Annotated in this window: 14 protein-coding genes; 3 read left to right on the plus strand and 11 right to left on the minus strand. The window is 72.6% G+C overall.

Features of this window, described 5'->3' with window-relative positions; translation table 11 throughout:
- Positions 1-99: 99 nt before the first annotated feature.
- The 7 genes from ispG to IO20_RS0123205 form a co-directional block, all read right to left on the minus strand.
- Entirely contained in the window at positions 100-1,257 is a 1,158-nt protein-coding gene (gene ispG, locus IO20_RS0123175) for a flavodoxin-dependent (E)-4-hydroxy-3-methylbut-2-enyl-diphosphate synthase (protein WP_030550936.1), read from the minus strand.
- A gap of 103 nt (positions 1,258-1,360) precedes the next feature.
- On the minus strand, positions 1,361-2,668 hold the full coding sequence (locus tag IO20_RS0123180) for a M50 family metallopeptidase (RefSeq protein ID WP_030550938.1): 1,308 nt from the start codon (positions 2,666-2,668) through the stop codon (positions 1,361-1,363).
- Positions 2,665-3,915: a 1-deoxy-D-xylulose-5-phosphate reductoisomerase gene (gene dxr, locus IO20_RS0123185; RefSeq protein WP_030550940.1), complete on the minus strand. Its 1,251-nt coding sequence runs from the start codon at positions 3,913-3,915 to the stop codon at positions 2,665-2,667. The genes IO20_RS0123180 and dxr overlap by 4 nt, the downstream gene beginning before the upstream one ends.
- A 49-nt stretch (positions 3,916-3,964) precedes the next feature.
- Positions 3,965-5,212 (minus strand): 3-phosphoshikimate 1-carboxyvinyltransferase, encoded by a 1,248-nt coding sequence (gene aroA / locus IO20_RS0123190; RefSeq protein ID WP_030550942.1) that lies wholly within the window; start codon positions 5,210-5,212, stop codon positions 3,965-3,967.
- A 70-nt stretch (positions 5,213-5,282) separates the two neighbouring features.
- Complete coding sequence (locus IO20_RS0123195) at positions 5,283-7,217, minus strand: acyl-CoA dehydrogenase family protein (protein ID WP_030550945.1); 1,935 nt, start codon at positions 7,215-7,217, stop codon at positions 5,283-5,285.
- A 149-nt stretch (positions 7,218-7,366) separates the two neighbouring features.
- A complete protein-coding gene (locus IO20_RS0123200) occupies positions 7,367-8,812 on the minus strand; it encodes an aldehyde dehydrogenase family protein (protein WP_030550947.1) in 1,446 nt (481 codons plus the stop codon).
- A 137-nt stretch (positions 8,813-8,949) separates the two neighbouring features.
- Positions 8,950-9,960 (minus strand): EamA family transporter, encoded by a 1,011-nt coding sequence (locus IO20_RS0123205; protein WP_078946027.1) that lies wholly within the window; start codon positions 9,958-9,960, stop codon positions 8,950-8,952.
- Positions 9,961-10,123: 163 nt separating this feature from the next.
- Between IO20_RS0123205 and IO20_RS0123210 the strand changes: the two genes are divergently transcribed.
- Positions 10,124-10,324, plus strand: coding sequence for a hypothetical protein (locus tag IO20_RS0123210; RefSeq protein ID WP_030550950.1), 201 nt, complete (start codon positions 10,124-10,126; stop codon positions 10,322-10,324).
- A 71-nt stretch (positions 10,325-10,395) separates the two neighbouring features.
- Here IO20_RS0123210 and IO20_RS0123215 read toward each other — a convergent pair whose 3' ends face one another.
- Together IO20_RS0123215 and IO20_RS0123220 are read right to left on the minus strand one after the other, a co-directional pair.
- Positions 10,396-11,949, minus strand: a complete 1,554-nt coding sequence (locus IO20_RS0123215) for a PucR family transcriptional regulator (RefSeq protein ID WP_030550951.1) — start codon at positions 11,947-11,949, stop codon at positions 10,396-10,398.
- 86 nt (positions 11,950-12,035) lie between these two features.
- A complete protein-coding gene (locus IO20_RS0123220) occupies positions 12,036-14,549 on the minus strand; it encodes a hypothetical protein (RefSeq protein WP_030550952.1) in 2,514 nt (837 codons plus the stop codon).
- 267 nt (positions 14,550-14,816) lie between these two features.
- Here IO20_RS0123220 and gabT point away from each other — a divergent pair, with 267 nt between their 5' ends.
- Together gabT and IO20_RS0123230 are read left to right on the plus strand one after the other, a co-directional pair.
- Complete coding sequence (gabT, locus tag IO20_RS0123225; RefSeq protein WP_030550953.1) at positions 14,817-16,151, plus strand: 4-aminobutyrate--2-oxoglutarate transaminase; 1,335 nt, start codon at positions 14,817-14,819, stop codon at positions 16,149-16,151.
- 104 nt (positions 16,152-16,255) lie between these two features.
- The gene (locus IO20_RS0123230; RefSeq protein WP_078946029.1) at positions 16,256-16,990 is read left to right on the plus strand and encodes a phosphatase PAP2 family protein; all 735 of its coding nucleotides are present in this window, start codon (positions 16,256-16,258) and stop codon (positions 16,988-16,990) included.
- On the opposite strand, the gene IO20_RS0123235 is transcribed toward IO20_RS0123230, so the two are convergent.
- Both IO20_RS0123235 and IO20_RS0123240 read right to left on the minus strand, forming a co-directional pair.
- Positions 16,956-18,755 carry a chitinase gene (locus IO20_RS0123235; protein ID WP_030550955.1) on the minus strand — a complete coding sequence of 600 codons (1,800 nt, stop codon included), beginning with the start codon at positions 18,753-18,755 and terminating at the stop codon, positions 16,956-16,958. The two genes, IO20_RS0123230 and IO20_RS0123235, sit on opposite strands and share 35 nt — an antisense overlap.
- A 99-nt stretch (positions 18,756-18,854) precedes the next feature.
- Complete coding sequence (locus IO20_RS0123240; protein WP_030550956.1) at positions 18,855-19,325, minus strand: hypothetical protein; 471 nt, start codon at positions 19,323-19,325, stop codon at positions 18,855-18,857.
- Between the last annotated feature and the right edge of the window lie 254 nt (positions 19,326-19,579).

Raw genomic sequence — 19,579 nt, forward strand, 5'->3', positions numbered from 1 at the left:
CCCGCACTGTACCCGGAGGCTCCCGAACCACGCCTGCGGCAGCGCGAAGCCCCGCTGCCCGGGGCGGGCGGCGGGGCTTCGCGGGGAGGGTCGTACCTCTCAGCCGGCGATGGCGACGGTCGGCTCGCCGCTGGCGACGCCGTCCTTCTCCATCTGCTCGGCGATCTTCAGCGCCTCTTCGATGAGGGTCTCGACGATCTTCGACTCGGGGACGGTCTTGATGACCTCGCCCTTCACGAAGATCTGGCCCTTGCCGTTGCCGGAGGCGACGCCGAGGTCGGCCTCGCGGGCCTCGCCGGGGCCGTTGACGACGCAGCCCATGACGGCCACGCGCAGCGGGACGGTCATGCCGTCGAGACCGGCGGTGACCTCCTCCGCGAGCTTGTAGACGTCGACCTGGGCGCGGCCGCAGGACGGGCAGGAGACGATCTCCAGGCGGCGCTGGCGCAGGTTCAGCGACTCCAGGATCTGCATGCCGACCTTGATCTCCTCGGCCGGCGGCGCGGAGAGCGAGACGCGGATGGTGTCGCCGATGCCCTGGGAGAGCAGGGCGCCGAAGGCGACGGCCGACTTGATGGTGCCCTGGAAGGCGGGCCCGGCCTCGGTGACGCCGAGGTGCAGCGGGTAGTCGCACTGGGCGGCGAGCTGGCGGTAGGCCTCGACCATGATGACCGGGTCGTTGTGCTTGACCGAGATCTTGATGTCGCGGAAGCCGTGCTCCTCGAAGAGGGACGCCTCCCAGAGGGCGGACTCGACGAGCGCCTCGGGGGTGGCACGGCCGTACTTCTTCAGGAGCCGCGCGTCGAGCGAGCCGGCGTTGACGCCGATCCGGATCGGGGTCCGGGCGTCGGAGGCCGCCTTGGCGATCTCCTTGACCTTGTCGTCGAACTGCTTGATGTTGCCCGGGTTGACGCGGACGGCCGCGCAGCCGGCGTCGATCGCGGCGAACACGTACTTCGGCTGGAAGTGGATGTCGGCGATCACCGGGATGGACGACTTCCGGGCGATGACCGCGAGGGCGTCGGCGTCGTCCTGGGTCGGACACGCCACCCGCACGATCTGGCAGCCGGAGGCGGTCAGCTCGGCGATCTGCTGGAGCGTCGCGCCGATGTCGGACGTGCGGGTCGTGGTCATCGACTGCACGGAGACGGGGGCGTCACCGCCGACGGCCACGGTGCCGACCTGGATCTGGCGGCTCTTGCGCCGCTCGGCGAGCCGGGTCGGAACGGTCGGGATACCGAGAGAAATCGCGGTCATCTTCTGTGCAACCTCAAGGTTGTGCGTCGGCGGGCTCAGGTCTCCGAGGTTACCGCCCCGGGCGCGGGGGGCCGGACACCGTGGTGTCCGGCCCCCCTGGGAGCTACGAGATCCTCACCGGGTTGACGATGTCGGCGGCGAGGACGAGCAGGGTGAAGCAGACGAACACGCCGGCCACCACGTAGGCGGCGGGCATCAGCTTGGCCACGTCGAACGGGCCCGGGTCGGGGCGCTTGAAGATCCGGGCCGTGTGGCGGCGTACGGACTCCCACAGGGCGCCCGCGATGTGGCCGCCGTCGAGCGGCAGCAGCGGCAGCATGTTGAACAGGAACAGCGAGACGTTGAACATGACCAGGAGGTCCATGAACATCACGAGGATCGTCGTCGGCGGCGCCTCGATGTTCATGAGTTCGCCGGTGATCCGGGCGGCGCCGACCACGCCCACCGGCGAGTCGTCGGCGCGCTCGCCGTCACCGAAGGTGGCGTCCCAGAGGCCGGGGATCTTGCCCGGGAGAGCGATGACCGACTCGACGCTGCTCTCCAGGCGGTCCGTCATCCGTTCGGTGGTCTCGCCGAAGGTGAGGGGCGCGACCTCGGACTTGGAGGCGAAGCCGAGGTAGCCGGCGTCGATGTACGTCAGGGGCTGGACGACCTTGCCGTCCTCGTCCTTCTTCGGAACCTTGTTGGAGACGAGCGTGGGGTGCAGCTCGACGCGCTGTCCGGCCCGCTCGACGGTGATCGTCGCGGGGCCGATGGTCTCCCGGATGCGGTCGGAGAGGGCGTCCCAGTCGTTCACCGGCGTGCCGTTGAAGGCGACGATCTTGTCGCCGTCCTTCAGGCCGGCCTTGAACGCCGGGGAGACGGGGTCGCCCGTCGCGCACTTCTCCCGCTTCTCGCTCTGCTTGATGACGCACTTCTGCACCCCGGCGACCTCGGTCGTCTGGCCCGCGATGCCCAGCGTCATCATCGAGCCGAAGAACAGCGCGAGGGCCAGGACCAGGTTCATGAACGGTCCCGCGAACATCACGATCACGCGCTTCCACGGCTTGCGCGTGTAGAAGAGGCGGGTCTCGTCGCCGGGCTTGAGCTCCTCGTACGAGGCCTCCCGGGCGTCCTCGATCATGGAGCGCCAGGGCGAGGTGGAGCGGGCCTCGATCTTGCCGTCCTCGCCCGGCGGGAACATGCCGATCATGCGGATGTAGCCGCCGGCCGGAATGGCCTTGATGCCGTACTCGGTCTCGCCGCGCTTCTTCGACCAGATGGTGGGGCCGAAGCCGACCATGTACTGCGGCACGCGGATGCCGAAGAGCTTGGCCGTGGAGAGATGGCCGAGCTCGTGCCAGGCGATGGAGACGAGCAGGCCGAGCGCGAACAGCACGATACCCAGGGCGTACAGGAGCATTTCGGTCATGCGCGGGCCTCCGCTGTTGCCTTCGCTGCGAGCTCTCGGGCCCGGGCGCGCGCCCAGGTCTCCGCTTCGAGGACGTCCGGCACGGTGAGGGAGGTTCCCGTACCGGGAACGCCGTGCTCCGCGACGACCGCTGTGACCGTATCCATGATTCCGTTGAACGGCAGCCTTCCTGCGAGGAACGCCTCCACGCACTCCTCGTTCGCCGCGTTGAAGACGGCGGGGGCGGTGCCGCCCAGCTCGCCGACGTGCCGGGCGAGACCGACGGACGGGAACGCCTCGGTGTCGAGCGGGAAGAACTCCCAGGTGGAGGCCTTGGTCCAGTCGAAGGCGGGGGCCGCGTCCGGGACCCGCTCGGGCCAGCCGATGCCGATCGCGATGGGGCCGCCCATGTCGGGCGGGGTGGCCTGGGCGAGCGTGGAGCCGTCCGTGAACTCGACCATCGAATGGACGTACGACTGGGGGTGGACGACGACCTCGATGCGGTCGAAGGGGATGTCGTAGAGCAGGTGGGCCTCGATGACCTCCAGGCCCTTGTTCACCAGGGTCGCGCTGTTCACCGTGATCACCGGGCCCATGGCCCAGGTCGGATGGGCGAGCGCGTCCTCGCGGGTGACGCCGGCCAGCTGCTCGCGCGTACGGCCGCGGAAGGGGCCGCCGGAGGCGGTGACGACCAGCTTGCGGACGTCGGCGCGGGTGCCGGCGGCGAGCGCCTGGAAGAGGGCCGCGTGCTCGGAGTCGACCGGGATGATCTGGCCAGGCTTGGCGAGCGCCTTCACCAGCGGGCCGCCGACGATCAGCGACTCCTTGTTGGCGAGGGCCAGGGTGCGGCCCGCTTCGAGAGCGGCGAGCGTCGGCGCGAGGCCGATGGAGCCGGTGATGCCGTTGAGGACGGTGTGGCACGGCGAGGCGGCGACCCGCGTGGCGGCTTCGGGGCCCGCCAGGAGCTCGGGCAGCGGCTCGGAGCCGTACAGCGCCTTCAGCGCGTCGCGCAGCTCCGGCAGCACCTCCTCGCGGGCCACGGCGACCGCGGCGACCTTCAGCCGGTGCGCCTGCTCGGCGAGCAGCGCGACCCGGCCGCCCGAGGCGGCCAGGGCGGTGACCCGGAAGCGGTCGGGGTTGCGCAGCACCAGGTCGATGGCCTGGGTGCCGATGGACCCGGTCGAGCCGAGGACGACGATGTCCCGGCGTCCTTCGGACACGTCGAAGGCGATGTGGGGATCGGCGAGAGGAGAGGGGCGGTCGCTCATGCCCCCCATTCTTGCCGCAAACGCCGTGCGCTCTTCACGGGGTCGGGGTTCAGGCGCGTTCTTCGGGGGTGCGGGCGAACCTGTCGAAGACCCGGTGGAAGTCCGGGAAGGTCTTCTTCACACAGCCGGGGTCGTCGAAGGTGATGCCCGGCGTACGCAGGGCGGCGACCGCGAAGGACATGACGACGCGGTGGTCCCCATGGGTGGCGATCTCGACCGGTCCGGTGGGCGTGCCGGGGTGGATCTCGATCCAGTCGGGCCCGGTGTGGACGGTGATCCCGAGGCGGCGCAGGTTCTCGGCGCAGGCGTCGAGGCGGTCGCACTCCTTGACCCGGGTGTTGGCGACGTCCTCGATGCGGACCGGTCCTTCGGCGAACGGGGCGATGGCCGCGAGGGTCGGCATGGTGTCGGAGATGTCCCGCATGTTCACGGTCAGGCCGCGCAGGGTGCCCGTGGAGCGGACGGTCGTGCCGGCGTCGGTGATCTCGACGTCGGCGCCCATGCGGCGCAGCACGTCGACGAAGGCCAGGTCGCCCTGGAGGGCGCCGGTGCCGAGGCCGGGGACGGTGACGGAGCGGCCCGGTTCGAGGGCGGCGGCGGCGAAGAAGTAGCCGGCCGTGGAGGCGTCGGGCTCGATGCCGTACGTACGTGCCCGGTAGCCGGTGGGGGCGACCCGGTACGTACGGCCCTCCTGGCGCACGTCGGCGCCGAAGGCCCGCATCATCGCGAGGGTGATCTCGACGTACGGCTCCGAGACCAGGTCCGTGACGGTGATGTCGAGGCCCTCGGCGGTCAGCGGGCCGAGCATGAGCAGGGCGGTCAGGTACTGGGAGGACTGCCCGGCGTCGAGGGTGAGCGCGCCGCCCTTCACACCGCGGGCGTGGACGTCGAGGGGGTGGTGCCCCTCCTTGTCCCCGTGCCGCAGATCGACGCCGAGGGTCCGCAGGGCCTCCGTCAGGGGGGCAAGGGGCCGTCGCCGCATCTGGGCGGAGGCGTCGAAGCGGTACGTGCCGTGTCCGGCGGCGGCGAGGGTCGGCAGGAAGCGGGCGGTGGTGGCGCCGTCGCGGCAGTACACGTCGGCGCTGTCCGCGCCCGGGCCCGCCGGGCGGCCCTCGATGTGCCAGGCGCCGGGCTCGCGGCGGACGGCGTAGCCGAGGGCGGTGAGGCCCTCGGCGAAGCCCTCGGTGTCGTCGGAGACGAGCGGCCTGAGGAGGGTGGTGGTGCCCTCCGCGGCCGCGGCGAGGAACAGCGCGCGGGCGGTGACGGACTTGGAGCCGGGGATGTCGATGACGGTCACGGGGGTCATGGTGCCGTCTCGTGCCACCGGAAGGGCCCGCGTTCCGCATGGCGGAACGCGGGCGGGTGGCTCACGGGACCCGGCGGTGGACGTCCGCTTCCGTCGACGGGCCCGGAGTCGCGTCCGCGATCCACGGGCCCTCGCCGCTCGGGTCGACGATCCCGGCCTCCAGCCAGGTGTAGCGGCCGGCGAGGACGCCGTCGACGACCCGCCGGTCGAGGTCGTCCGTGTTCGACCAGAGGCGGCCGAACAGCTCCTCGATCCGCAGCCGGGCCTGGTGGCAGAACGCGTCCGCGAGCTGGTGGGCCTCCGGGCCGTGGTCGCCGGTGGTGCGCAGGAGTTCGGCCCGTACACAGGCGGCGCTCATCGCGAAGAGCTCCGCCCCGATGTCGACGATCCGGCCGAGGAAGGCCTGCTTGAGCTCCATGCGGCCCTGCCAGCGGGACATCGCGTAGAAGGTGGAGCGTGCCAGCTTGCGGGAGGTCCGCTCGACATACCTGAGGTGCCCCGCGAGGACGCCGAACTCCCCGTACGAGTTGGGGAGTTGCCCCGCTCCGGTGACGAGTCCCGGCAGCCAGCGGGCGTAGAAGCCACCGGCCCGCGCGCCGGCTTTCGCCTTGTCGGCGAGCGACTTCCCGGGGTCGATGAGGTCCCCGGCGACGGAGAGGTGGGCGTCGACGGCCTCGCGGGCGATCAGCAGGTGCATGATCTCGGTCGAGCCCTCGAAGATCCGGTTGATCCTCAGATCGCGCAGGATCTGCTCGGCGGGGACCGCGCGTTCGCCCCGGGCGGCGAGCGAGTCGGCGGTCTCGTAGCCCCGGCCGCCCCGGATCTGGACGAGTTCGTCGGCGATGAGCCAGGCCATCTCGGAGCCGTACAGCTTGGCGAGGGCGGCCTCGATGCGGATGTCGTTGCGGTCCTCGTCCGCCATCTGGGAGGCGAGGTCGACCACCGCTTCCAGGGCGAAGGTCGTCGCCGCGATGAAGGAGATCTTGGTGCCGACGGCCTCGTGCCGGGCGACGGGACCGCCCCACTGCTCGCGGACGCCCGCCCACTCGCGGGCGATCTTCAGGCACCACTTCCCGGCCCCCGCGCAGACGGCGGGCAGCGAGAGGCGGCCGGTGTTGAGGGTGGTGAGGGCGATCTTGAGGCCGGCGCCCTCGGGGCCGATGCGGTTCTCGGCGGGCACCCGCACGCGGTGGAAACGGGTGACGCCGTTCTCCAGTCCGCGCAGGCCCATGAAGGCGTTGCGGTGCTCGACGGTGATGCCGGGCGAGTCGGCCTCGACGACGAAGGCGGTGATGCCGCCGCGCCCGCCGTCGGAGGCGGGAACCCGGGCCATGACGACGAGCAGGTCGGCGACGACGCCGTTCGTCGTCCAGAGCTTGACCCCGTCGAGGACGTACGCGTCACCCTCCTCGTCCCGGACCGGTACGGCGGTGGTGGCGAGGCGCGCCGGGTCGGAGCCGACGTCGGGCTCGGTGAGGAGGAAGGCGGAGACGTCGGTCCTGGCGAGCCGCGGCAGGAAGGCGTCCTTCTGCTCCTGGGTGCCGAAGAGTTTCAGCGGCTGCGGTACGCCGATCGACTGATGCGCGGAGAGCAGGGCGCCGACGGCGGGGCTGGCGGAGCCGACGAGGGCGAGGGCGCGGTTGTAGTACAGCTGGGTGAGGCCGAGACCGCCGTACTTCCGGTCGATCTTCATGCCGAGCGCGCCGAGCTCCTTGAGACCGGTGATCGTCTCGTCGGGGATACGGGCCTCGCGCTCGATGCGGGCGCCGTCGATCCGGGTCTCGCAGAACGTGCGCAGGGACGCCAGGAAGGCCTCGCCGCGCCGGGCGTCCTCCTCGGCGGGGAGCGGATGGGGATGGACGAGGTCCAGGCGGAACCTGCCGAGGAAGAGTTCCTTGGCGAAGCTGGGCTTGTGCCAGTCCCGCTCACGTGCGGCCTCGGCGGTCTGCCGGGCTTCGTGTGCGGTGACCTTGGGCCGCTGGGTGGGCGCGGACATGGACACCTCCTGGGGGTCTTTGTCCGTCGTACCCGATTTCCGGCGGTCCGGAAAGACGAGAAGGCGGCCTGAGCCCCCGCACAGTGGGCTCAGGCCGCCTGGTCTCGTGTCCCGTACCGGCGGGGGTACGGGTGAGGCGGGGCTACGGGTTACAGGGCGAGGCCCGTCAGGACGAGGACGCGCTCGTAGGTGTAGTCGTCCATCGCGAACTTCACGCCCTCGCGGCCGACGCCGGAGCGCTTGGCGCCGCCGTACGGCATCTGGTCGGCGCGGTAGGACGGGACGTCGCCGACGATCACGCCGCCGACCTCGAGGGCGCGGTGGGCGCGGAACGCGGTCTGCAGGTCGTGGGTGAAGACACCGGCCTGGAGGCCGAAGTCCGAGTCGTTGACCGCGGCGAACGCCTCGGCCTCGCCGTCGACCTTGGCGATCGTCAGGACCGGGCCGAAGACCTCGGCGCGGGCCAGGGTGACGTCGGCCGGGAGGTCGGCGAGCACGGTCGGGGCGTAGGTCGCGCCCTCGCGCTTGCCGCCGGCGAGGAGCTTGGCGCCGGCCGCGACGGCCTCGTCCACCCAGGACTCGACGCGCTGGGCGGCGGCCTCGTCGACCAGCGGGCCGACGTCGGTGGCGGCGTCGGACGGGTCACCGGTGACCTGCGCCTCCACGGCGGCGACGATCTTCGGCACCAGGCGGTCGTAGACCGAGGCGTCGGCGATCACGCGCTGCACGGAGATGCAGGACTGGCCGCCCTGGTAGTTGGAGAAGGTGGCGATACGGGTCGCGGCCCAGTCCAGGTCGGCCTCGGAGGACCAGTCGGGCAGGACGACGGCCGCGGCGTTGCCGCCGAGCTCCAGGGTGCAGTGCTTGTGCGGCACCGACTGCTGGATGGCGTAGCCGACCTTGTCCGAGCCGGTGAAGGAGATGACCGGGAGGCGCTCGTCCTGGACGAGGGCGGGCATGCGGTCGTTCGGCACGGTGAGGATCGACCAGGAGCCGGCCGGCAGGTCGGTCTCGGCCAGGATCTCGCCCAGGATCAGGGAGGAGATCGGGGTCGACGGGGCCGGCTTGAGGATGATCGGGGCGCCGACGGCGATGGCCGGGGCGACCTTGTGGGCGCTGAGGTTCAGCGGGAAGTTGAACGGCGCGATGCCCAGGACGACGCCCTTGGGGATGCGGCGGGTGAGGGCGAGGCGGCCCGCGCCACCGGCCTCGGTGTCCAGGCGCTGGGCCTCGCCGGCGTTCCAGCGGCGGGCCTCCTCGGCGGCGAAACGGAAGACGGAGACGGCACGGCCGACCTCACCGCGGGCCCACTTGATGGGCTTGCCGTTCTCGGCGGAGATCAGGAGGGCGATCTCCTCGGTGCGCTCGGCGAGCCGCTTCGACACGTGGTCGAGGGCGGCGGCGCGGACGTGCGCCGGGGTCGCGGCGAACTCGTCGACGACGGCGTGCGCGGCGGCGACGGCCTCCTCGACCTGGGCCTCGGTGGGCACGCTGACCTTGCCGACCAGACGTCCGTCGTACGAGTTCGTGACGTCGAAGGAGGCGTCGCCGGTGGCCTCGCGGCCGGCGAGCCAGAAGGCGTGGGTGGTCGTCATTGCGTCCCGGCCCTTTCCGTTTCGGGGAGCGAGCGATTGCTCTGGTGCCACGTTAGGGCCGGGACGGCGGCCGTGGGCTTGTCCGGTATGGAGTAGTGGAGCCGCGGCTCTGTCCGCCCCGGACAGGGAAGGGGTGGTCAACCGCGCCGTTCGGTCGACACGATGAGCCAGACGCCGCCGACGACGATCGCACCACCGAGGAGGATGGGCCAGGTCAGGGCCTCGTTGAGGACGAGCGCGCCGAGCAGGACGGCGACGACCGGGTTGACGTAGGCGTAGGTGGCGGCGAGCGAGATCGGGGCGCTCTGGAGGAGCCAGGCGTACGCGGTGAAGGCGACGATCGAGCCGAAGACGATGAGGTACGCGAGGGCGCCCCAGGAGCGGCCGGAGACGGCGCCCAGGTCCAGGCCGTGGTGTTCGCCGCGCGCGAGGCCGAGGAGGAGCGCGCCGAGGCCGCCGGCCAGCATCTCGTACACGCTCGCGGTGAAGGGGTTCGCGGGCATGGGCAGCCGGGCCGAGGAGACGGTGCCGACGGACCACAGCAGGGCCGCGACGACGACGAGCAGCACTCCGCCGATCTTCACCTCGCCGCTCAGGCCGGGGACGGTGAGGACACCGAGGCCCGCGAAGCCGAGCAGGACACCGCCGAAGGCGCCGAGGCCGGGGCGCTCGCCGAGGGCGGCGCGGAGCAGGACGACCCAGACGGGGACGGCGGCGACGAGGAGCGCGGCGAGGCCGGAGGGGATGGAGGTCTCGGCGAGGACGACGAGGCCGTTGCCGCCGAGGATGAGGAGCAGGCCGACGAGGACGACCGAGCCGAGTTCCCTGCGGGTCACCTTGAGGGCGGCGGGACCCTGCCGCCAGGCGACTATCGCGGCGAGGAGCAGGCCCGCGGTGACGAAGCGGGCCCCGCCGGAGAGGAACGGCGGGAGGGTCTCGACGACGATCCGGATCCCGAGGTACGTGGACCCCCAGACGACGTACACGATGCCGAGCGCGGCCCAGACGGCCCCGCTGATCCGTCGGGCGGGCGCGACGGGCATGGCGGGGGCGGCGGAGTCGCCGGAGTCGCCGGTCGAGGCGGCGGTACGGGGTTCGGGGGCGTCCGGGTGCGTCTCGGGGGCCGGGTCGACGGCGGGGCTTGTCATGAGCAGGAGAGTAGGGACAGCGGGCCCCGAGAACCAAGAAAATTGCCCGGATCCGGGCAGGCGCAGCGGATTCTGGACAGGAAAAGGCCCTGGAACAGGCTCCCGGTCGGCACTCCGGAGGAATGAAAGGATGGCCCGGACCGCAAGAGCACAGGGGGAAAGCATGATCCTTTATGTACTGATCGGCGTCCTGGTCCTCGCCGTCGCGGGATGCGCCTGCGTCGTGTGGGCGGCGAGGGGCGGCCCCCGCTGGGTCCGCGCGGTGGCCACCGTGACCCTGCTGGGCGGCGAGGTGGCACGCGCCGGACAGCGCGGGGGCGGGCGACGCAACGGCGGGGGCGACGACGGGGGCGGCTCGGACTAGACGGGCCCGACGGGTCCGAAGGGCTTGGCCGGCCCCGGCGGGCCCGGCGGACCGGACAGTTCCGGCGGCCGCTACTCCGCGCCCTCGCCCGTCGCCTTCAGCGCCAGCCACAGCTCCATCCGTACGTCCGGATCGTCCAGGGAGCGGCCGAGGATCTCCTCCACGCGCCGCATCCGGTAGCGCAGGGTGTGCCGGTGGACGCCCAGGTCGGCCGCCGCCGCGTCCCACTGCCCGTGCCGGGAGAGCCAGGCCCGCAGGGAGGCCACCAGATCGCCTCGGCCCGTCGCGTCATGCTCGCGGAGCGCGCGGAGCATCCCGTCGGCGAAGGCGCGGACGGCGTCGTCGGCGAGGAGCGGCAGCACGGAGCCCGCCGCCAGGTCCTCGTGCTCGACCAGCGCCTTCCCCCGCCGCCTGGCCACCGAGAGCGCCTGCTCCGCCTGCTTGTACGCCGCCGCGGCCACGATCGGTCCGGCAGGGGCCGAGAGTCCGATGGTGACGCCGACGTCCTCCGCGTCCCGGTCCGCGTACCCGCCGCAGGCGGCGACGACCGCGCCGCCGTCCCCGGCGAGGACGACGAGACGCTGCTCGCTCTCGGGAACGGTGAGCACCGCCTCGCCGGCGCGTGCCGCCGCCGCCTCCAGGGTCTCGGCGAGCGCCGGGAGCGCCGGTTCGCCGGTCGGGTCGCCGCCGGCGGCTTCCGCGACGATCAGCCGGAAGGGGGCGTCGAGCAGCCCGCCGTACACGTCCCCCGCCACCGCGCGCGCGTGGTCCGGCTGACCCGCGAGCATCATCCGCAGGACCGCCGCGCCGAGCCGCTGTTCGGCGGCCTGGAGCGAACGGGAACGCTCGGTCGTGAGGGTGAGCAGGGCGATCGCCGAGTGCACCGCGTACCGCTCGGCCGTTCCGAGCGGCGCGCCCGTACCGACGGCGAGGGCGCCCCGCACCCGCCGCCCGCTGCCGAGCGACTGGAGCTCGACGCGGTCGTCCGTACCGCCGACCACGGCGCTGGCGGGCGCCGGACGGTCGCGCAGCCGCTCCACGTCGGAGGTGAGCCGGGCGGCCCGGCGTGCCGCCCAGTCGGGCGAGACGGCGACGACGGTTCCGGAGGTGTCGTAGAGCGCGGCCCAGCCGTCGACGTGCGCGGCGAGCCGGGCGACGACGGCCTCGGGGCCCTCGGCGAGCGCGGCCCTGGTCAGTTCGCGCTGGGCCTCGAAGCCGGCCGTGACGGCCCGGTACTGGTCGGCGGAGATGGCGGCGGACACCGCCTTGCTGATGGCGAGGAACGGGGTCCGGCGGGGCACCTCGAGAAGCGGCAGGTGCTCGTCACGGGCCGCTTCGAGCAGCGCGGAGGGGATCTCGTCGTAATTGACGCCGACGGCGAAGCCGAGCCCCACGACCCCCGCGCCGAGCAGCCGCCGCACGTAGCGGCGCATCGCCTCCAGGTCCTCCGCGTCGAGCGTGAGCGCGGTCGTGAGGAGGAGCTCGCCGCCCTCCATGTACGGGACGGGATCGGCGAGCTCGCTGACGTGCGCCCAGCGGACGGGGGTGTCGAGACGGTCCTCACCGGCACGCACGATGAGCTTCAGGGAGGAGTGCTGGACGAGCGAGGCGAGGGTGGGCGGCATGGGGAGACCGTCGGACCTTTGAGCGAGGGGTCGCCGCTCAGCCGAGCGGCGACCCCGATTGTGCCAGCCCGTCCGGAGGGCCGCGCTCAGCCTCGCAGGTCGACGAGGAGCGGCGGCATGTGCTCACCCCGCACATGGGTGAGGGAGAGGACGGCGTGCCCGGGGGGCACGGCGTGCGCGAGATCGGAGGCCGACCACCGCTGCCGCTCCACCTCCCGCACGGTGACGGCCTCCGTGGTCACGGCCTTGCCGGTGACCAGCTTGCGCAGGGCGTGGAACGCCCGGGTCATCGGCTGGTCCGCGAACACGGTGTGATGGGCGACCTCGGTCGTCTCCACCCGTTCGGTGCCCCACGCCTCGGCGAAGGCCCTGCCGTCCCAGGTGGGCAGTCCGGCGAACGCCATCCGGCAGCCGACCGACGCGAGGAGCGGCCCGTGCAGCGCTTCGGGCACCTCCGCGAGGGTACGGAGGGCGAGTACGACGGCCGCGTTCTGCGGGCGCAGCCGCTGGAGGGCTCGTACGGTCCCGTGCGTGAGCGCGCTCGCCGCGTCGTCGAGCACCAGGAAGGCGACGTGGCTTCGTCCGGCGCGGTGGCGGGTGACGGACTGGAACTGGGCGAGGAGCAGGCGGTTCAGGAGACGCGCGGCCTCCTCGTGACCCCCCTCGGGCAGGCTGATCCGTACGCGCACCGGGTGCTGGGCGACGGCCGCGAGGGAGAAGGCGCGCACCTCGTGGCCCCCGCCGAAGAACTCGGCGAAGAGGGGACGGTCGAGGGCGGCGAGCCGGTCGGCGAGCACGGGTCCCATATCGGTCGCGGTGCCGACCTGGCGGATCCGGGACTCCAGTTCGCGGCGCATGGCCTGCGCGCTGTCGGCCGGCAGCAGGTCGTGCAGGTCGCGGAGGTTCTCGGGGCGGGCTTCGAGGAGCTCGCGCAGGACGGGGACGGTCGGGAAGCGTCCGTGCGCGGTCCGGTAGGGCCCGATGAGCTGGGCGAGGACGGTCGCGGCACGCCGGGTCTCCACGCCCTCCAGGTCGCCGACGAGCCCCTCGGCGAGGACGGTGGCGGCCTCGTCGGCGTCGGTGGCACCGGCGTACAGGTCCAGGTCGTAGCGGGACGCGGGGTCGCCGAGCCTGACGACGACGTCGTACGCCTCGTCGGCCCCGAGGGGAGCCGAGGCCGCGCCGACCGCCACGACGGCGCAGCTTCCGGTGAGCGCCTGGAGGGTGAGCGTCTCGACGACGGGCGCGACGAGGGCGCGGGTCTTGCCGGCGCCGGAGGGGCCGACCGCGAGGAGTGAGGTGCCGAGGAGTCCGGGGTCGAGTGCGAGGCCGGCACCGTGGTAGGCGTGCGGGGTGCGCTCGGCAGGCACGCAGCGGCCGATCCGGACCTGGTCCACGAGCAGGTCGTGGGTGGCCGTGCGCTGGGGCAGGTCACGGTCGCCGGACGGGTGGGCGCCCGTCGCGGCGCCCCGCTCGATCAGCGTGTCGACGAGGGCGGCCCGGCGTACGGCGTCCCGGTCGGTGTCCTGCCAGGCGCGGCGGACGCGGGCGCAGTCGACGTCGTTCATCCGCCCGGTGGCGAGTTCGACGACGAGCCGCTCGGCGGCGCGCTGCTGACCTGCTTCCCGGAGCTCGGGCCACTGGGAGCGGGGAACGCCCGGGGCCGGTGCGGGGGCAGGCGCGGCGGTGGAGCCGCGCCAGGTACGGAGGAGGGCCGCCCACTCGCCGACGCGGGCGAAGGGCCACACGACGAGCGCGGTGATGGCCGCGTACAGCGGATAGACGAGCAGGGGAGCTTCGAGAACGTCGTATCCGCCGCCGACGAGGGACACGAGGGAGATCAGGGGCAGGGCGACGGGCAGCGGGTCCCAGCCGATACCGAAGGCCTCCGGCCAGACGAACGCCAGGGCGACCACGGCCCCGGCACCGGCGACGGCGGCGCGTACGGGCGGACGGAACCGGCCGAGGTAGTAGCGGACGATCCTGCCCCAGGAACCGAGGGCGGCGATCGCGCAGACGAGCCCGACGAAGACGACACCGCCGAAGACCTCGTGCGCCGCTTCCCCGTGCCAGTCCCGTGCCGAGGTGGTGCCGTGGTACCACCAGTCGCTCGGGGTGAGGGTCTGGAGCACCGCGTACATGTACGGGAGGGTCCCGCGCCGGTAGGCCGACCAGATGAGCAGGCCGATGGCCACCGGGATCAGCATCCCGGCGATGGTGGCGGGCGCCAGGCGCGCGGGCGCCCCGGGCGGCGGAGGCATGTGCCGGAACCGCCAGATGCCGAGACCGGCCTCCGGGCGGGGGGCGTCCAGCCATGCGGCGACGGGATGGCTCACGGCGGGGAGATGGCCCGGCCGCGGCGGGGCGGTCTGAGCCGGCGTGTGCGTGGGGACGGGCGGGAGACCGGCCGACGGCGCACCGGCCGGGGACGGATCGGCCGACGGCGGACCCGCGGGCGGGAGGCCGGCCGACGGTGGGCCCGCCGGGCGCGGCACCGGCGGGTGCGGCGGTGTCGCACGCGGCGGGAACTCCTTCGCGGGGGGTGGTGGTGCCGCACCGCCGAACGGGTCGCGCGACTCGTACGTGCCGTCCGTCTCCATGAACCCCTGCCCCCTGACCAGCCAGGTCGCCGTCTCTGTGCCACCGTCAATCTAGTGGCCCGAAGACGCCCCGGAGGGGTTTCGCCCAGCCGTGTGCCCGGGCGGGCAGGGGAGGCGCCCGGTGGGGCGGTCCGGGGTCGCCATGTCCATCCCGGACAACGACACACCCCCCACCACTCCCGATCGGCGCATGCCGCCGGGCCTTCCCCGCGCCTAGCCTGCGGAGGAAACCCGCAAGTGCGTCCAGAACACCCCCAGGAGCCCCGCATGAACGCTGTCCCGCAGGAGCGGCGCGTCGTCACCGCCATTCCCGGTCCGAAGTCGCTGGAGCTTCAGGCCCGCCGGCTCGACACGGTCGCCGGTGGCGTCGGCTCCACGCTCCCCGTCTTCACGAAGCGGGCCGGTGGCGGCATCATCGAGGACGTCGACGGCAACCGTCTGATCGACTTCGGTTCCGGCATCGCCGTGACCTCGGTCGGCGCCTCCGCCGAGGCCGTCGTGCGCCGCGCCACCGCGCAGCTGCAGGACTTCACCCACACCTGTTTCATGGTGACGCCGTACGAGGGTTACGTGGAGGTCTGCGAGGCGCTCGCCGAGCTGACCCCTGGCGACCACGCCAAGAAGTCCGCGCTGTTCAACTCGGGCGCCGAGGCCGTCGAGAACGCGGTGAAGATCGCCCGCTCGTACACCAAGCGCCAGGCCGTCGTCGTCTTCGACCACGGCTACCACGGCCGTACGAACCTGACGATGGCGCTGACCTCGAAGAACATGCCGTACAAGCAGGGCTTCGGTCCGTTCGCGCCCGAGGTCTACCGCGTGCCGGTGGCGTACGGCTACCGCTGGCCCACCGGTGCCGAGAACTGCGGTCCCGAGGCCGCCGCCCAGGCGATCGACCAGATCAGCAAGCAGATCGGCGCCGACAACGTCGCCGCGATCATCATCGAGCCGGTCCTCGGCGAGGGCGGCTTCATCGAGCCGGCCAAGGGCTTCCTGCCGGCGATCGTGAAGTTCGCCAACGACAACGGCATCGTCTTCGTCGCCGACGAGATCCAGTCCGGCTTCTGCCGTACGGGCCAGTGGTTCGCGTGCGAGGACGAGGGCATCGTCCCTGACCTCATCACCACCGCCAAGGGCATCGCGGGCGGTCTGCCGCTGGCCGCCGTCACCGGCCGCGCCGAGATCATGGACTCCGTCCACGGCGGCGGTCTGGGCGGCACCTACGGCGGCAACCCGGTGGCGTGCGCCGGTGCGCTCGGCTCCATCGAGACGATGAAGGAGCTCGACCTCAACGGCAAGGCCAAGCGCATCGAGGAGGTCATGAAGGCCCGCCTGTCGGCGATGGCCGAGAAGTTCGACGCCATCGGTGACATCCGTGGCCGCGGCGCCATGATCGCCATCGAGCTCGTCAAGGACCGCGCGACCAAGGAGCCGAACCCGGAGGCCGCCGGCGCGCTGGCGAAGGCCTGCCACGCCGAGGGTGTCCTGGTCCTGACCTGCGGCACCTACGGCAACGTGCTGCGCTTCCTGCCGCCGCTGGTCATCGACGAGAACCTTCTGAACGAGGGCCTCGACGTCATCGAGAACGCGTTCGCGCAGATCTGACCCCCACCCCGTGAGGGCCATGGTGTGAAGACTCTGTGGGGGGCCGATGGCGGGTTGCGTTTCGCGCTGTCGGTCCCCTCTTCTCTGCCGTACGGTTTCTGCAGATGAGAGAAACACCCCGGGCGGAGCCTCCCCAGCCCCGCCCGACCCGTGCCGTCGCGCACACCGCTGGAGCCTCGTGCTCCGGAACTCCTCACCGATCGGATGGCCGCCCGCCCCACACCCCCCGGGGCGTGCGGCAGCCCGATCCCCTCGGCCGCCCTGGAACCACCCCCCCTGTTCCAGGGCGGCCGGCTCTCTTCTCGGCGCTCGTCGCCCTCGCCGTCGTGACCTGGCAGGTGCTCGTCCACGGCCCCTTGGCCAGGCTCGACGAGCGGGTGTCCCGGGCCCTGGTGGACACGGTCCCCCGGCCCCTCTCCGAACTCGGCGCCGACCTCGGCAATCTGACCGTCGCCCTGCCCGTCCTCGGCTGCGCGATGGCGTACGCGGTGTGGCGCAGCCGCCGGATCGCCGCCCTGTACGCGGGGCTCGCGATGGCCCTCGTACCGCTCCTGGTGATTCCGTTGAAGGAGTGGACGGCCCGGCCCGGCCCGCTGGAGCCGTGGGCGCAGGGCTACTACCCCTCCGGCCACACCGCCACCGCGGTGGTCGCCTACTTCGGCGCGGCCTTCCTCGTCTCGAAGCGGCTGGTCCCCGTCGCCGCCGTGCTGACGGCGGTGACGGGGGCCGGGCTGGTCCTGCGCGGCTACCACTGGCCCCTGGACGTGCTGGCCAGCCTGTGCCTGGGGGTGCTGATCCTGGCGGTCAGCTCCACGTGTACGCGTCGAAGTTCCGGCTGAACTCCCCCTGGTTGTAGCGGTCCCAGTTGATCGACCAGGTCATCAGGCCGCGCAGGGCGGGCCAGGTGCCGTGGGTCCGGTACGTGCCGCAGTCGGTCTTCTTCGTCAGGCAGTTGAGGGCCTTGTTCACCTCGGCTGGGGTCGTGTGGCCGTTGCCCGCCTGGGTGGAGGCGGGGAGGCCGATCGCGACCTGGTCGGCGCGGAGGGCCGGGAAGAAGCGGTCCGTGTTGCCGGCGACGGGGAAGCCGGTGAGGAGCATGTCGGTCATCGCGATGTGGAAGTCGGCGCCGCCCATGGAGTGGTACTGGTTGTCGAGGCCCATGATGGAGCCCGAGTTGTAGTCCTGGACGTGGAGCAGGGTGAGGTCGTCGCGCAGGGCGTGGATGACCGGCAGGTAGGCGCCGGCGCGCGGGTCCTGGCCGCCCCAGGGGCCCGAGCCGTAGTACTGGTAGCCGAGCTGGACGAAGAAGGTCTCCGGGGCCATCGTCAGGACGAAGCCGGAGCCGTACTTGGCCTTGAGGGTCTTGACCGCCTGGATGAGGTTCACGATGACCGGGCTGGTCGGGCTGCGGAAGTCCGTGTCGCCGGTCTGGAGCGAGAGCGAGTGGCCCTCGAAGTCGATGTCGAGGCCGTCGAGGCCGTACTCGTCGATGATCTTCGAGACGGAGGAGACGAACGTGTCGCGGGCGGCGGTGGTGGAGAGCTGGACCTGGCCGTTCTGGCCGCCGATGGAGATGAGGACCTTCTTGCCGGCGGCCTGTTTGGCCTTGATCGCCGCCTTGAAGTCCGTGACGGACTCGACGTTCGGGCATTCCGTCGCCGGGCACAGGCTGAAGCGGATGTCGCCCGAGGTCACCGAGGTCGGTTCGCCGAAGGCGAGGTTGATGACGTCCCAGGAGTCGGGGACGTCGGCCATCCGGGTGTAGCCGGAGCCGTTGGCGAAGCTGGCGTGAAGGTAGCCGACGAGGGCGTGCGCGGGCAGGCCGGGGTTGCCACCGCCGCCGCTGGTCGTCGTCGCGGTCACGGCCGCCGACTTCGGGGATTCGCCCGCGCCGTTCACGGCCGAGATCTGGAAGGTGTGCGAGGTGGCGGGGGCGAGGCCGGTGGCGGTGTACGAGGTGCCGGTCACGGTCGCGACGGCGGCACCGCCCTTGTAAACCTTGTACGAGGTGGCTCCCGGGACCGCGGTCCAGGTCAGCGGCACGGAGGTGGAGGTCGGGGAGCCCGCCGCGAGGCCGGTGGGGGCGGCCGGGAGCTGGACGGGGTCCCCGCCGGGGCCGTACAGGGAGAGGTCGTCGGCCTGGTAGGCGGGGGTGCCGTACCAGCCGTGGGTGTAGATCGTGACCGAGGTGGTGGAGGCGCCCGTGGTGAAACCGGTGCTGAGCTTCTGCCAGTCGGGGGCGGATCCGGTCCAGGTGGAGACGTCGGTGGTGCCGGTGCCGGCGGCGCCGAGGTAGACGTAGCTGCCGCGTACCCAGCCGCTGAGTGTGTAGGTGGAGTTGGGCTTCACGGTCACGGTCTGGGAGCAGCGGGCGTTGTCGCTCCCCGCGGGGGTCGCCTGGAGCGCCTTCGTACCGCTGCGTACGGGCGAGGAGACGACGGCGCCGCTGCCCGCCGTGCAGGTCCATCCTTCGAGGCCTGCCTCGAAGCCGCCGTTGCGGGCGAGTTCGGTGTCGGCGGCCTGGGCGGCGGGGGTGAGCGCGGCGAGTCCGCCGGCGGCGAGGACGCCCGCGAGGAGCAGGGTGAGGGGTCTGGCGCGTTCCACAACTGCCTCCGGGGGTGGGGGAATCGAGGTGCGAGCGCGCCACAGCATGGTCCAGACCAATCGAGTGGTCAAGACCTCTGCCCGGACCTCGCCTCCGATTCAGTCCCCGTCGACCCCCCGCGCCAGCCGCCCCGCCGCCTCGTGCATCGCCAGTTCGAGGAGGGACGCGTCGGTGAGGGTGCCCGCGCCGTCCGGCGCCACCAGCCAGCGCACCGCACCGGTCACCCGGCCCGGATACGGGACGACGATCCAGGTCCCGGCGCCCGCGCCGCGCACGCCGCTGCCGAGCCAGCGGGTGACGGTGCCCGGCGGGACGAAGAAGCCCATCCGGGCGTCGCCGAAGTCGGCGAGGACCGGGCCCGGCCGGTCCACGAGCCGCCCCAGCACGTCGAGGGTGGGGTAGCCGAGCTCCGACGGCAGGATCAGGACGTCCCAGCGCCTGCCGGCGGGCAGCAGCGCGACGCCGTGGGGGTTGCGCTCCCACTCCCACCGGCAGACGTCGGGATCCGGCGCCACCGAAGCCAGCCACTCCACGGCACTCCTGGCGCCTGTGGCCCCCGTATCAGTCATCGCAACGGTCTCCTTCCGGGTGGACACGGTGTCCAGACGGAGAGAGCGGGGTCGACGTCTTCTCTTACGCGACTTCGGGGCACCGGGAAAGTGATCTGGGTCACACATCGGGGGTCCGGTCGGGTGGCCGGCGGCGGGCCTGGTCGGCGGCTTCCCTCGCCCGCCCCTCCCCCGTGTTCGTACGAGCCTCCGCCCGGCATCGCCGCCCGCCCGCCGTGGCCCCGCCGCGGCGGGCGGGAACGGCGCGGCGGGGC

Origin of the sequence: Streptomyces exfoliatus (assembly GCF_000725545.1) — a bacterium.
Lineage (GTDB): Bacteria > Actinomycetota > Actinomycetes > Streptomycetales > Streptomycetaceae > Streptomyces > Streptomyces exfoliatus.

Bases quoted from the DNA above. Each gene is read 5' to 3' on its own strand.
- IO20_RS0123210 (WP_030550950.1), top strand. From the start codon at position 10,124: ATGATCCTTTATGTACTGATCGGCGTCCTGGTCCTCGCCGTCGCGGGA.
- IO20_RS0123215 (WP_030550951.1), bottom strand. From the start codon at position 11,949: ATGCCGCCCACCCTCGCCTCGCTCGTCCAGCACTCCTCCCTGAAGCTC.
- IO20_RS0123180 (WP_030550938.1), bottom strand. From the start codon at position 2,668: ATGACCGAAATGCTCCTGTACGCCCTGGGTATCGTGCTGTTCGCGCTC.
- IO20_RS0123195 (WP_030550945.1), bottom strand. From the start codon at position 7,217: ATGTCCGCGCCCACCCAGCGGCCCAAGGTCACCGCACACGAAGCCCGG.
- IO20_RS0123220 (WP_030550952.1), bottom strand. From the start codon at position 14,549: ATGGAGACGGACGGCACGTACGAGTCGCGCGACCCGTTCGGCGGTGCG.
- IO20_RS0123200 (WP_030550947.1), bottom strand. From the start codon at position 8,812: ATGACGACCACCCACGCCTTCTGGCTCGCCGGCCGCGAGGCCACCGGC.
- ispG (WP_030550936.1), bottom strand. From the start codon at position 1,257: ATGACCGCGATTTCTCTCGGTATCCCGACCGTTCCGACCCGGCTCGCC.
- dxr (WP_030550940.1), bottom strand. From the start codon at position 3,915: ATGAGCGACCGCCCCTCTCCTCTCGCCGATCCCCACATCGCCTTCGAC.
- gabT (WP_030550953.1), top strand. From the start codon at position 14,817: ATGAACGCTGTCCCGCAGGAGCGGCGCGTCGTCACCGCCATTCCCGGT.
- IO20_RS0123240 (WP_030550956.1), bottom strand. From the start codon at position 19,325: ATGACTGATACGGGGGCCACAGGCGCCAGGAGTGCCGTGGAGTGGCTG.
- IO20_RS0123205 (WP_078946027.1), bottom strand. From the start codon at position 9,960: ATGACAAGCCCCGCCGTCGACCCGGCCCCCGAGACGCACCCGGACGCC.
- IO20_RS0123230 (WP_078946029.1), top strand. From the start codon at position 16,256: ATGAGAGAAACACCCCGGGCGGAGCCTCCCCAGCCCCGCCCGACCCGT.